This is a genomic window from Aliiroseovarius halocynthiae (assembly GCF_007004645.1).
GTDB lineage: Bacteria > Pseudomonadota > Alphaproteobacteria > Rhodobacterales > Rhodobacteraceae > Aliiroseovarius > Aliiroseovarius halocynthiae.
Window position 1 is genome coordinate 1,630,978 of the sequence record NZ_ML660019.1, and the last position, 12,165, is coordinate 1,643,142.

A 12,165-nucleotide genomic window follows, 5' to 3' on the forward strand; every position below is an offset into this window, starting at 1 on the left:
AATCCTGTCTGTCAGGATGCCTCGGGTGTGCCCCCTAGCGCCACAATCAACTGAGTTGCCCGACGACGCAAGGCCTGCGATGCCTCGTCATCCAGCAAAAGGGCCTGAAGACGGGTGACCGCAGCGTCTTGATCGCCCGCGCGCAGTTCGGCCAATGCCAAAGCTTCTTCGCCAAGAACACGATAAGGACCGCCTGCAACAACAACCGGGGCCAAAAGTGTTCGAACATCGTCCAACGTCGCGGTCTGATCCTGCGCCTGTGCAAGACGCAACATGGCCAGGTGACGGAAATGGTCTGGCAGGGATGCATCAGCCGCAATCTGCTTCAGAGCCTCCGACGACGGCGTGGTCTCGCCCCCAGCGACAAGAAGATTAAGAACGGCAGATTGCTCGCCTTCGCGGGCAATCCCGTTCAAAGCCGCATTTCTTTCCTGCGGATCCTCTATGCCTTCAGCGGCCAAAATCGCATCACCGAAAGCTTGCGCTGCAGTGCGTTCATTCGCCTTGCGCCATTCGTTATAGGCTGCTGCGCCCACAACCGCGACGACAGCCACAACCGCGATCCAGCCATAGCGTCGCATTGCCGTGTAAAGCTTGTCCCGGCGAACTTCTTCGCTCACTTCGTCAATGAAACTGTCTGTGTCGCTCACGGGCGGTGCCTCCGATTTCAGTCGCTTTCTTTTGCCCCAACCCGACGCTGTTGCCAAGAGGGATCAACCAGAAGCGATGAACGGCACGAAGAAACAGCCAATACGTGTCAGTAGTGTCTAACTTTCCACCACCACGAACTTGTTACCGCGAACACAAATGCCTATGTTTCGTCATAAAATATAGCCCATCAGGAGGGGTCATGCGTCTATTCCCTATTGTCACTGCTGTTCTGGTCGTTGCTGGCCTGTTCATGCTTGTCTTTCAGCGCGACACCCTGGACGAGGCTGCAGGCGTCCCAGAAACGCCCGAAACCATAGAAACAGCCGCGGCGGAAACGGCAGACACGGAAGGATTGTCCGTCGTAGTTCTGAAATCTGAAGCGCGCGAAATCGAAATGCCCATCGTAATCCGCGGTCGCACCGAAGCGTCGCGCCGGGTTGAACTGCGTTCCGAAACCTCGGGTCTGGTCATATCCGACAAGCTTTCCAAGGGCCTTACCGTCGCCAAAGGCGATGTCCTGTGCCGTCTGGATCCCGGCACCCGCGCGGCCGGTCTGGCCGAAGCGAAGGCCCGCTTGGCCGAAGCAAAAGCCCGCGCCCCCGAAGCTGGCGCCCGCGTGATCGAAGCGCAGGCCCGTTTGGACGAAGCGACCATCAACCTGACCGCCGCCGACAAGCTGTCGCAGGGCGGATTTGCATCGGACACCCGCGTTGCCAATGCGCGCGCTGGTGTGGAAACTGCGCGTGCGGGCGTTATCTCGGCCCAATCGGGGGCGGCCAGTTCTGACGCGGCAATCCAATCGGCCAGCGCTGCTGTCGCGGCCGCCGAACGCGAGATCGAACGCCTTGAGATCCGCGCGCCCTTCGCGGGCGAACTGGAAATTGACACTGCTGATATTGGCACCTTGCTTCAGCCCGGCGCCCATTGCGCGACGCTAGTACAATATGAACCCGTCCGCATTGTTGGGTTTGTATCTGAATTGCTTGTCGATCAGCTTTCATCCGGTTTGGTGGCGAATGTCCGTCTGGCCTCGGGTCGCATGTTGCTGGGCGCAGTTAGCTTTGTGGCGGACACCGCCGATCCTGTCACCCGCACATTCCGGGTTGATGTCGAAGTACGTCCTGCCGACGGCGACATTCCCGTCCGCGCAGGACAAACCGCAGAAATCGTAGCGACTGGGAAAGGTACAGAAGCCCATTTACTGCCGCAAAGCGCTCTGACTTTAAACGATTCAGGTACGCTTGGCGTACGTATCGCACTTGAGGGCGCTACCGCAGGATTTAAACCCATCACCGTTGTGCGTGACAGCATTGAGGGGGTTTGGGTGACTGGTCTGGGCAATGCGGCAGAGGTCATCATCATCGGCCACCACTATGTCACTGACGGCGTGCCCCTTGCCATCACCTATCAGGAGGCCGGCTTATGACCGCCATAATCGACTGGGCCTCTGAACGGGCCCGAATGGTCATAGCCTTCGTGATCCTGTCCGTGCTGGCAGGAACGATCGCCTATGTCAGCCTGCCCAAAGAAGGTGAGCCGGATATTGAAATTCCGGCTTTGTTCGTTTCCGTCCCCTTCCCCGGCATTTCGGCTGCTGACGCCGAACAGCTTCTGGTCCGCCCGATGGAGACCGAGCTGGCCGATATTGATGGCTTGAAAACCATGTCCAGCACCGCCGCTGAAGGTTATGCTGGTGTGGCGTTGGAGTTCGAGTTCGGCTGGGACAAAACCAAAGTCATGGCGGACGTCCGCGATGCGATGAACAACGCCGAAGCGGATTTCCCAATGGGGGCGGACAGCTATTCGGTGAACGAGATCAACTTCTCGGAATTTCCAATCATCATCGTAAACCTGACCGGCAATGTCCCTGAACGCACATTGGTTCAGATCGCACGCGACCTGCAGGACCGGCTTGAAGGGCTGGACAGTGTTTTGGAAGCCTCGCTCGCTGGGTACCGTGACGAGATGATCGAGGTCGAAATCGACCCTCTGAAGCTGGAAGCCTATAATGTGACCGCAGGCGAGCTGATCTCGGTTGTTCAGAACAACAACCAGTTGATCGCGGCGGGCGACATCAAGACACCCACGGGCTCCACAGCAGTTAAGATCCCGTCATCCTTTGACGAGCTTCAAGATATTTACGATCTGCCGATTAAGGTAAATGACGACAGCGTTGTGACACTGGGCGATCTGGCGACAATCCGCCTGACCTTTGAAGATCGCGAAGGCACCGCACGGTTCAACGGCGATACAACCGTGGCGCTTCAGGTGGTCAAACGCAAAGGTTTCAACCTGATTGGCACCGCAGCCGAGGTCCGCCGCATCGTAGACGAAACCCGCGCAGACTGGCCGGCCGAATTGCAACAGGCCATTGGCGTCGGTGTATCGAACGACCAATCCATCATTGTGGACAGTATGGTGCGCCAGCTGGAAGGCTCGGTCGTGACGGCGATTGCGCTGGTGATGATCGTGGTCTTGGGGGCCCTTGGCACCCGCCCTGCCCTATTGGTTGGCTTTGCCATCCCGACTTCATTCCTTTTGACCTTCGCGCTGTTCGGGGCGTTGGGAGTGACGATTTCGAACATCGTCATGTTCGGATTGATCCTTGCTGTGGGGATGCTGGTCGATGGGGCCATCGTGGTGGTCGAATACGCGGATAAGAAGATCAAGCTGGGGGTCGGCCCGATGCAGGCCTATACGATGGCCGCCAAACGGATGTTCTGGCCTATCGTCAGCTCGACCGCGACCACCTTATGTGCCTTTCTGCCGATGCTGTTTTGGCCCGGCATTCCTGGCCAGTTCATGGGCTGGCTGCCAAAGACGCTGATCTATGTGCTGTCAGCCTCACTTCTTGTGGCTCTGGTCTATCTGCCTGTCGTTGGTGGCGTGTCTGGCCGGATTAGCCGTCTGTTTGGCACCCTGTCCAAGGCACTGTCCTATGCGCCGATCTGGATACGCCTACCATTGGCCGTCGTCTCTGCTTACGTGCTGTTCCTGTCCGGGCTGCAATTGCTGAACCCCGGCTATATTTTCGGCGGCACCAGCCCGTTCTCGGGAATAATGGCCATTCTTCCCGGCGCATTGATGTTCATCATCGGGGCATCCGGGACGTCGATCGCGATGGGATCCATAGACTGGCACATGCCGTGGTATCGCAAGGATGATCACATCCACGGGGGCTATCAGCGTACCCCGTTTGGGCGCGTGATTCACTTTATTGCCGGCAACCCGATCATGCCAATCGTCAGCATCGCCGCCGTTGTTGCTTTCGTGGTGGCCACATTTGCCACCTTTAGCCAAAACAGCCTTGGGGTCGAATTTTTCACCGATAGCGAACCGGAACAAGCCATCGTGTATGTCCGGGGGCGTGGTAACCTGAGCGTCGCGGAAAAAGACGCTATGGTCCGTCAAGCAGAAGAGATCGCGCTGAACACTAAAGGCATCGAAAGTGTCTTTGCCTTTGCTGGCGCGGGCGGGTTGAACCAGAATACCGGTGGGGCCTCGGGACCGCGCGACTCGGTCGGACAATTGCAGATCGAGCTTGTGGCGTGGGACGACCGTCCCTCGGTCGAAACCGATGCGCCGCTCTTTGGCATCATCCCTTTTACCACCAGCGAAATCGACCCGGAATATGACGGCGATTACGTGATGAATGTGCTGGAACAGCGTCTGAAAACCATTCCCGGCATTCGGATCGAGGTTCTGAACCTAAACCGTGGTCCTGCGTCGGCCAAGCCGGTGCACCTGCGCCTTAAGGGCGACAATTGGGACGCGCTGCAAGCCGCAACCGCCGCCGCGGTGGCCAAGTTTGAAAGCACTCCGGGCTTGAACGCGATCGAAGACACGCTGCCTCTTCCCGGCATTGATTGGGAGCTTCAGGTCGACGTGGCCGAGGCCGGGCGCTTTGGCACCAACGTCGCCACTGTCGGTGGAATGGTTCAGCTGATCACCAACGGGATCTTGCTTGATACCATGCGGGTCGACAGCTCGGACGAGGAAATCGAAATCCGCGTGCGTCTGCCGGAAGAAGACCGCGTGCTGTCTACGCTTGATACGCTGCGCCTGCGCACGCCGGGTGGCTTGGTCCCGCTGTCAAATTTCGTCACCCGCACCCCCGTGCCCAGCTTCGCGCAGATCGACCGTGTAGATCAAAGCCGGTACTATGATGTGAAATCTGCGGTGGTCAGCGACCTTGTGCGCTTGACCGATGAAGATGGGTTCGACCAGGTTGTCCCGCTTGAGGACACCGAGGCGCTGATGGCAGAAAATCCCGATCTGACCCGCACGCCCGTCACACCTGCCGAACGCATTGCAACCCTGACAGATTGGATCGAAAGCACCGACCTGCCTGATGGTGTGACCTATGAATGGACCGGCGATCAAGAGGACGAGGCCGAAAGTCAGGCCTTCCTTGGCAAGGCCTTCATTGGTGCACTGGGGCTGATGTTCATCATCCTTCTGGCACAATTCAACAGCGTCTATAACTCGGTTCTGGTGCTGCTGGCCGTGGTTCTGTCCACAACCGGCGTTCTGATTGGGATGATGGTGATGCAACAGCCCTTCTCGATCATCATGACTGGCACCGGGATCGTCGCGCTGGCAGGGATCGTGGTGAACAACAACATCGTCTTGATTGATACCTATCAGGACTATGCCCGCCACATGCCCCGGATCGAGGCGATCACCCGCACGGCCGAGGCACGGATCCGTCCCGTTCTGCTGACCACCATCACCACGATGGCCGGTCTGGCCCCGATGATGTTCGGCCTGTCGCTGGACTTCTTTGGCGGCGGCTATTCCATCGACAGCCCCACGGCACTGTGGTGGAAACAGCTGGCGACGGCTGTGGTCTTCGGCTTGGGCATCGCAACTGTGCTGACGCTGGTCTTTACGCCGTCAATGCTGGCGCTCAGGGTTTGGATTTCGGCGGGTGCCTATCGGTCGCTTACTTTGCTGGAAAGCGTTGCACACAGCTCGGGTCAGACAGCCCGTGACCGGATGCTTGAAAAAGCCGCGAAAAAGCAAGACCTGCACGAGCTGCAATGGGTCGACGATGACCCCGTCGCAGCACCCGTCGTCGCAGCAGATCCCAAAGCCATGCGCAAGGCGACCCCGCCCCCGGCCACAGCAGAGGCTTTGCAAGATCCATCTGATCCCGACCCAAAGCCGCTCAAATCACGCGGCGGTAAGGAAGCGGCAGAATAAAAGAAAGGCGCGGAACACTCCGCGCCTTTTTTGTTTCCATGACGTGTCTGGCGTCTTAGCCCGCCAGTGCCTCCGGCTCGTCCTCGCTGGCCTGACGCGCCCACATTGCGGCATAGCGGCCACCCTGTTCCAGCAACGCGTCATGCGTGCCTTGTTCGACGATGACGCCATCCTCTAACACGACGATTTCATCCGCATCCACAATGGTGGACAGACGGTGGGCGATAGTGATCACCGTACGCCCCTGCCCCATCTCGCTGAGACTGTCCTGAATGTCGCGCTCGGTCTGGCTGTCCAAAGCCGAGGTCGCTTCGTCCAACAGCAGGATTGGTGGGTTCTTCAGAAGCGTCCGCGCAATACCGACGCGCTGCTTTTCACCACCCGACAGCTTTAACCCACGTTCACCGACCTGCGTTTCATAGCCTTCCGGCAGCTCGTTGATAAAGTCGTGGATCTTGGCGGCCTTCGCGGCGGCCTCGATCTCGGTCCGTGACGCCTCGGGGCGACCATAGGCGATATTGTACAACACCGTGTCGTTGAACAGGACCGTATCCTGCGGGACCACACCGATCTGCGCATGAAGGCTGTCTTGGGTCACGTCGCGCACGTCTTGCCCGTCGATGGACAGACTGCCGCCGTTCACATCATAAAATCGGAACAACAGACGTCCGATGGTGGACTTCCCAGATCCAGACGGGCCAACGATGGCCACGGTTTTTCCCGCCCCCACCTCCAACGACACACCTTTCAGAATGGGCCGCGCAGCATCATAGCCGAAATGCACATCCTTGAAGGATAGCGCCCCGCCGGTCACGGCAATCTCAGCCGCATCTGGCTTATCCGTGACGTCAGCAGGCTGTTCAAGCAGGTCAAACATCTCGCTCATATCCACCAGCGCCTGCCTGATCTCGCGATAGACAGTGCCAAGAAAATTCAAAGGCATGGTGATCTGGATCATATAGGCGTTGACCATGACAAAATCGCCAACCGTCAGCTGTCCGTTCTGCACGCCGAGCGCCGCCAGAACCATCACAGCCACCAAACCGCCGGTGATCAAAAGCGCCTGACCGAAGTTCAGGAATGCCAACGAATACGAAGTCTTCAGGGCAGCTTGTTCATACCCCGCCATCGCGCCGTCATACCGCGCCGCCTCGCGCTTTTCGGCACCAAAATACTTGACAGTTTCAAAGTTCAACAGGCTGTCGATGGCTTTTTGGTTGGCGTCCGTGTCTTGATCATTCATTTCCTTGCGGATCTTCACGCGCCATTCGGTCACTTTGAAGGTGAACCAGACATAGGCCCAGATCGTGACCACCACGACCGCCAAATACCAAACGTCGAACGTAGCGAAGAGGATCAGGGCAATCAGGCCAAGCTCTAGGATCAGTGGCCCCATGGAAAACAGCATGAAGCGCAGCAGGAACTCGACCCCTTTCACACCGCGCTCGATGATGCGGCTAAGGCCACCAGTCTTTCGCGTGATGTGATAGCGCATGGACAAGCGGTGGATGTGGGTGAATGTCTCAAGCGCCAATTGGCGCAGCGCGCGCTGGCCAACACGCGCAAAGATGACGTCGCGCAGCTGTTGGAACCCGTTGGTCATCAGGCGCGCCATGCCATAGGCCAATGTCAGGCCGACAGCCCCCGCCCCAAGCATATATGCCGGCGCGGTGCTTTCTCCGGCCAGCTCGTTTACTGCCCAGCCATAGAACCACGGCGTTGCCACGGCGACAATTTTGGACAGAAGCAGCACCAACATCGCCAGCACAACACGGCGTTTCACCCAAGGGTGATCCGCGGGCCATAGGTACGGAGCGACGCGCTGGATGGTGCGCCAATTGTTGTCTGGAAGCTCGGTAGACGTGATGCGGCTGGGCGCCATAATATCGGGTCCTGGCTGTTGTGGATCGTTAGGCGGTGCAGGTTCTGACTTGCATCGTTTCAATATTTCATTAATATTTGAAATATGGAACAGAGTCGAGTCCTGAAATCCCTTGCCGCCATGGCTCATGATACACGGCTTGAGATCGTGCGGCTTCTTGTGCCTCGCGGTGACGACGGGCTGTGTGCAGGCGAGATTGCGCAGACGCTTGAGGTATCGGCCTCGGGTCTGTCATTTCACCTGTCACAGCTAGAACACGCCGGGCTTTTGACATCGCGCAAGGAAAGTCGCCATGTGATCTATGCGGCAGACCGGGCGGCACTGGGTGGCGTCATTTCCTATCTTCTGAACGATTGCTGCGCTGGTGCGGCCGATGTATCGGGTTGCATTATGCCCTCTGCGAAGACCCGATAAGCGGCGTTGCCCCTCGCCCCTCGGGGCTCACACCCGAACATTTACAACAAGGAAGATCAGCCCTATTTGATCAATTCGGGATAGTGAAGACCTGGCCGGGATAGATCAAATCCGGATCGGTAATTTGGTTGCGGTTGGCATCGAAGACGCGCACATAAAGCGGCCCGTCACCCAACGTATCGCGCGCAATAGCCCACAATGTGGATCCGGGCTGAACAGTTACAGCCTCGACCTGCGCACCCGTGCCCGACTGAGCAGTCGCCGCTGCGATCTGGGCCACGTCTTCGCGTTTGAACGGGGTTTCCGTGCGTGACGTGACCGTGCCGTCTGCGGCAAGTTCATCCACACGCAGCGTATATACGCCAGACGCCACATCAGGCAGAGGCAGGCGCCATTGGCCGTTTTGCGGGATGGGTGCAGTTTTGATTGGCGCATTGTCCAGATAGACCCGCAACGCTCCGCCGCCCGAGGCGCGGCCGGACAAGGCGACCTCGCCCTGTTCATCATATGCGATCGAGTCGATGATCACGTTCTGTACAGCGACGCTGCTAAACCCATCTTGCAAAACGGTAATGCCCTCATCATCCGCCAGCAAAACACGCGGGGTTTGCAGGGAGGGCTGAGTATCCTCAGTGACCTCTGCTCCATTCGCCGGGTCAGCAGGTGCATCTGGTCCTTCAGAAGCGACCTCCGCAGTAACCGCATCAGTCGCTTCGTTCTCGGCGCTTGGGGCCGCAGTGCTCGGCTCGATCAACACAGTCGATGCTTCGGCCAGTTCGGCAATTACCTCGCCCGCTTCGTTCAGCCCAAGCAGGCTGAGCTGGCCCGAGCTGCTGACGGGCAAGTCCAAGAAGGCCACGAAGTTGCCTGCGCCATCCACCTCGACAGTTTCTACTGGGGCACCGTTCAGGAACAATTGTACGGTCGACCCCGGCGCGGCTTGCCCCGCGATTACCGTATTGCCATCGGGGTCAACACGCACAACGTCAAAGGACGGCACAATCGCAGAAGGCGTTGGTGCAACTTCTGGTGCCTCATCCTCGGCGCTTTCCGGTGCTGACGCGGGCGCTTCGGTTTCGATCGTGTCAGCTAGAATGTCAGGTTGAGCATCAGTCGATGCAGAGCTGTCATCGGAGGCCTGCTCGTGGGGCGCAACGGCGGTCGGTATGTCCGCAACGGGCACAGGACCCTTCGCCTGATCGCGCGTACCCAAAGTTAAATACCCAAGCACCGCCGCGATCACTGCAGCGCCAATGCCAATCCAGATTTTGCCAGCGCCAGCAGCACTGTGCGTCTCGTCCGTCATCTTCATCCCCTGTTGCGATCTTCGTGCCGCTGCTATCTTGCCCGACCCTAGCAATCCCGGTAACACCGGTCAAAAGATCATTCATTTCTCGCGTTCTAGGAGACCCCAATGACACACCACACAGCCTCGATCTGCGTCTATTGCGGTTCGCGCATGGGCAGCGACCCCGCCTATCGCGCGTCAGCCGAGCGCCTTGGCAAAGCGCTGGCAGAAAACACCTGGCGGCTGGTTTATGGCGCGGGCGATGTGGGGCTGATGGGTGAGGTGGCAAAGGCGGCCCAAGATGCAGGCGCTGACACGTTCGGCGTGATCCCCGAACATCTTCTGAACTGGGAAGTCGGCAAGCGTGATCTGACCAGCTTTATCGTCACCGAGAACATGCATGAACGTAAGAAGGTCATGTTCATGAACTCGGACGCTGTTGTCGTGTTGCCCGGTGGCGCTGGATCGCTGGACGAGTTTTTCGAGATCCTGACATGGCGCCAGTTGGGGCTGCACAAAAAACCGATCCTGCTTTTGAACGTAAACGGGTTCTGGGATCCGTTGGTCGGGCTAATTGACCACGTAATCGATCAGGGTTTTGCCGAGGACAGCCTGAAAGGCTTCATCACCGTCGTAGATGACACGGATCAGGCGATTGAGGCTTTGCGCAACGCTCTTTCCTGACGGATCGCTGATACGGAATAGATCGCGAGTGCGACCCAAATCAGCGGCAACGCAAGGCTGTGCCACACCGTGATCGGCTCGGCAAAAATGAAGGCTGCACATAGAAATTGCAGGCTGGGGTTCAGGTATTGAATCACGCCAATTGTCGCCAGCGGCAGTTGCTTTGAGGCATAGCTGAACAGCATCAACGGCCCCGCCGTCAGAGCCCCAGATCCAATCAGCATAAGCGTGTCAAAAAGGTCACGGCCGAATGTGGCAAGGTGACGATCAAACAGCCCCGTCCAGCCCTGCGTGTGAATGCCCCACAGCCAGAACAGCGCCAAGGGCGATATCAACAGCACTTCGCCCGTCACCGACACAACAGGACCAGCGTTGACGGATTTCTTGATCGCACCATATATGGCAAAGGTCGCTGCAAGGAACAAAGAGATCCAGGGCGGCACACCCAGACCATAGGTCAAGAGAAGCACAGCCAGCGCTGCAACCATCACAGCGATGGACTTTCCGCGGCCCAGCACCTCGCCAAAGATCAATCGACCCAGAAGGACGGCGACCAGAGGGAAGATATAGTACCCAAGGCTGGCCTCGACCGCTTTGCCGATCTGGATCGATATAATAAACCCGCCCCAATTGGCCGAGATCATCAGGCCGGCCAGTGCCACCAGCCCGATCGTGCGCGGATCGCGAAACAGGCGCGGCACTTCTCGCAACCGTCCTTGTAATAGAAGAAGCGCGCTGAACAAAACCAGCGACCAAACACTACGGTGGCTTAGCAGTTCCAGCGGCGGAATATGCGCCAGTGCTTTATAGTAAAGCGGCGAAAGGCCCCAAATCGTACAGGCCAGCAGCACTGCCAACACAGCTTTTCGGCTGTCGCTCATTCCTGTCTCCTGTGGGTTGTCATCCGGGCGTTTTTTTCCACGCCACCAAACAATCCCACTATGCGGATTTGGTCGTCCGCAACAAGCGTAGAAATGCAGCCGCGAAGGCGATCTCGGTCACGACCGCGATCAGGATCCCAGGACCCGCCATACCGCGCGCCATTTCAAACAGACCTAAAATTGCCAGCCCCAGCATCATGACGCCAAGGCCAAGTGCGATCGCATGTTGCGCGGCAAGTTCTGAAATGCCCCTTGCAAGGAATGCCGTTGTGGCCACCCCAAAGAACATCACCGCAGCGCGGCGTGCGAAGAATGTCCCGCTTTCATGAGGAGTAACTTCGAACAGGAAATAGATCAGCGCGGGGGTGACCATCAATACAATGCTCAGCGCACCGCAAAGCGTCGTTGTTGCAATCATCGTGGTTTTAAAGCTCATCTACCCTATCCATCTTCATCTGGCCGTAGCCAGTGTTCCAAAAAAAACGGCCCCGTCAGAGGGGCCGTTTTAAGAAGATATGTGCTTATCCCAGTCGGGAGGCCACGTTCTCCCAGTTCACCAGATTGTCGAGGAAGTTCGACAGGTAAGCCGGGCGCTTGTTGCGGAAGTCGATATAGTATGAATGTTCCCACACATCACAGCCCAGCAGAGCAGTCTGACCAAAGCACAGCGGGTTCACGCCGTTTTCGGTCTTGGTGACTGCCAGCGAACCGTCAGCATTTTTAACCAACCATGCCCAGCCCGAGCCGAACTGACCAGCGCCAGCAGCCGAGAATTGCGACCTGAATTCGTCAACAGAACCGAAGCTTTCGGTGATCGCTTTTTCCAGCTCACCCGGCATGGCAACCTTGCCCGGACCCATCATTTCCCAGAACTGGTTGTGGTTCCACAGCTGCGAGATGTTGTTGAAGATACCGTTCTGCGCAACAGCTTTGTCGTCATAGGTGCCAACGATGATCTCTTCGAGGGTCTTGCCCTCCCACTCGGTGCCTGCGATCAGCTTGTTGCCGTTATCGACATAAGCTTTGTGGTGCAGGTCATGGTGAAACTCCATGGTTTCAGCCGACATGCCGAATTCGGCCAAAGCATCGTGTGCGTAAGGAAGATCGGGAAGTTCAAAAGCCATTTTAGGGCCCCCTGTTCATGCGTGTTTCCGTTGCCC

The 12,165-nt window shown here is 57.8% G+C and carries 10 protein-coding genes; 4 read left to right on the plus strand and 6 right to left on the minus strand.

Features of this window, described 5'->3' with window-relative positions; genetic code table 11:
* Positions 1–11: 11 nt before the first annotated feature.
* Complete coding sequence (locus FIL88_RS08025; protein ID WP_142853226.1) at positions 12–650, minus strand: hypothetical protein; 639 nt, start codon at positions 648–650, stop codon at positions 12–14.
* Positions 651–850: 200 nt separating this feature from the next.
* Between FIL88_RS08025 and FIL88_RS08030 the strand changes: the two genes are divergently transcribed.
* Together FIL88_RS08030 and FIL88_RS08035 are read left to right on the plus strand one after the other, a co-directional pair.
* Positions 851–2,077: an efflux RND transporter periplasmic adaptor subunit gene (locus tag FIL88_RS08030; RefSeq protein WP_142853227.1), complete on the plus strand. Its 1,227-nt coding sequence runs from the start codon at positions 851–853 to the stop codon at positions 2,075–2,077.
* Positions 2,074–5,856, plus strand: a complete 3,783-nt coding sequence (locus FIL88_RS08035) for an efflux RND transporter permease subunit (RefSeq protein ID WP_142853228.1) — start codon at positions 2,074–2,076, stop codon at positions 5,854–5,856. Before FIL88_RS08030 ends, FIL88_RS08035 begins: the two co-directional genes overlap by 4 nt.
* A gap of 55 nt (positions 5,857–5,911) precedes the next feature.
* On the opposite strand, the gene FIL88_RS08040 is transcribed toward FIL88_RS08035, so the two are convergent.
* The gene (locus tag FIL88_RS08040) at positions 5,912–7,738 is read right to left on the minus strand and encodes an ABCB family ABC transporter ATP-binding protein/permease (protein WP_142853229.1); all 1,827 of its coding nucleotides are present in this window, start codon (positions 7,736–7,738) and stop codon (positions 5,912–5,914) included.
* Between the two features lie 84 nt (positions 7,739–7,822).
* Between FIL88_RS08040 and FIL88_RS08045 the strand changes: the two genes are divergently transcribed.
* A complete protein-coding gene (locus tag FIL88_RS08045; protein WP_142853230.1) occupies positions 7,823–8,152 on the plus strand; it encodes an ArsR/SmtB family transcription factor in 330 nt (109 codons plus the stop codon).
* 70 nt (positions 8,153–8,222) lie between these two features.
* Here the strand turns inward: FIL88_RS08045 and FIL88_RS08050 are convergent, their stop codons facing one another.
* Positions 8,223–9,458 (minus strand): LysM peptidoglycan-binding domain-containing protein, encoded by a 1,236-nt coding sequence (locus FIL88_RS08050; RefSeq protein WP_185960879.1) that lies wholly within the window; start codon positions 9,456–9,458, stop codon positions 8,223–8,225.
* A gap of 108 nt (positions 9,459–9,566) precedes the next feature.
* Here FIL88_RS08050 and FIL88_RS08055 point away from each other — a divergent pair, with 108 nt between their 5' ends.
* The gene (locus tag FIL88_RS08055; protein ID WP_142853232.1) at positions 9,567–10,124 is read left to right on the plus strand and encodes an LOG family protein; all 558 of its coding nucleotides are present in this window, start codon (positions 9,567–9,569) and stop codon (positions 10,122–10,124) included.
* On the opposite strand, the gene rarD is transcribed toward FIL88_RS08055, so the two are convergent.
* From rarD to FIL88_RS08070, 3 genes are all read right to left on the minus strand, one after another.
* A complete protein-coding gene (rarD, locus tag FIL88_RS08060; protein ID WP_142853233.1) occupies positions 10,088–11,005 on the minus strand; it encodes an EamA family transporter RarD in 918 nt (305 codons plus the stop codon). The two genes, FIL88_RS08055 and rarD, sit on opposite strands and share 37 nt — an antisense overlap.
* A gap of 58 nt (positions 11,006–11,063) precedes the next feature.
* The gene (locus tag FIL88_RS08065; RefSeq protein ID WP_142853234.1) at positions 11,064–11,441 is read right to left on the minus strand and encodes a hypothetical protein; all 378 of its coding nucleotides are present in this window, start codon (positions 11,439–11,441) and stop codon (positions 11,064–11,066) included.
* 85 nt (positions 11,442–11,526) lie between these two features.
* Positions 11,527–12,129, minus strand: coding sequence for a superoxide dismutase (locus tag FIL88_RS08070; protein ID WP_142853235.1), 603 nt, complete (start codon positions 12,127–12,129; stop codon positions 11,527–11,529).
* Between the last annotated feature and the right edge of the window lie 36 nt (positions 12,130–12,165).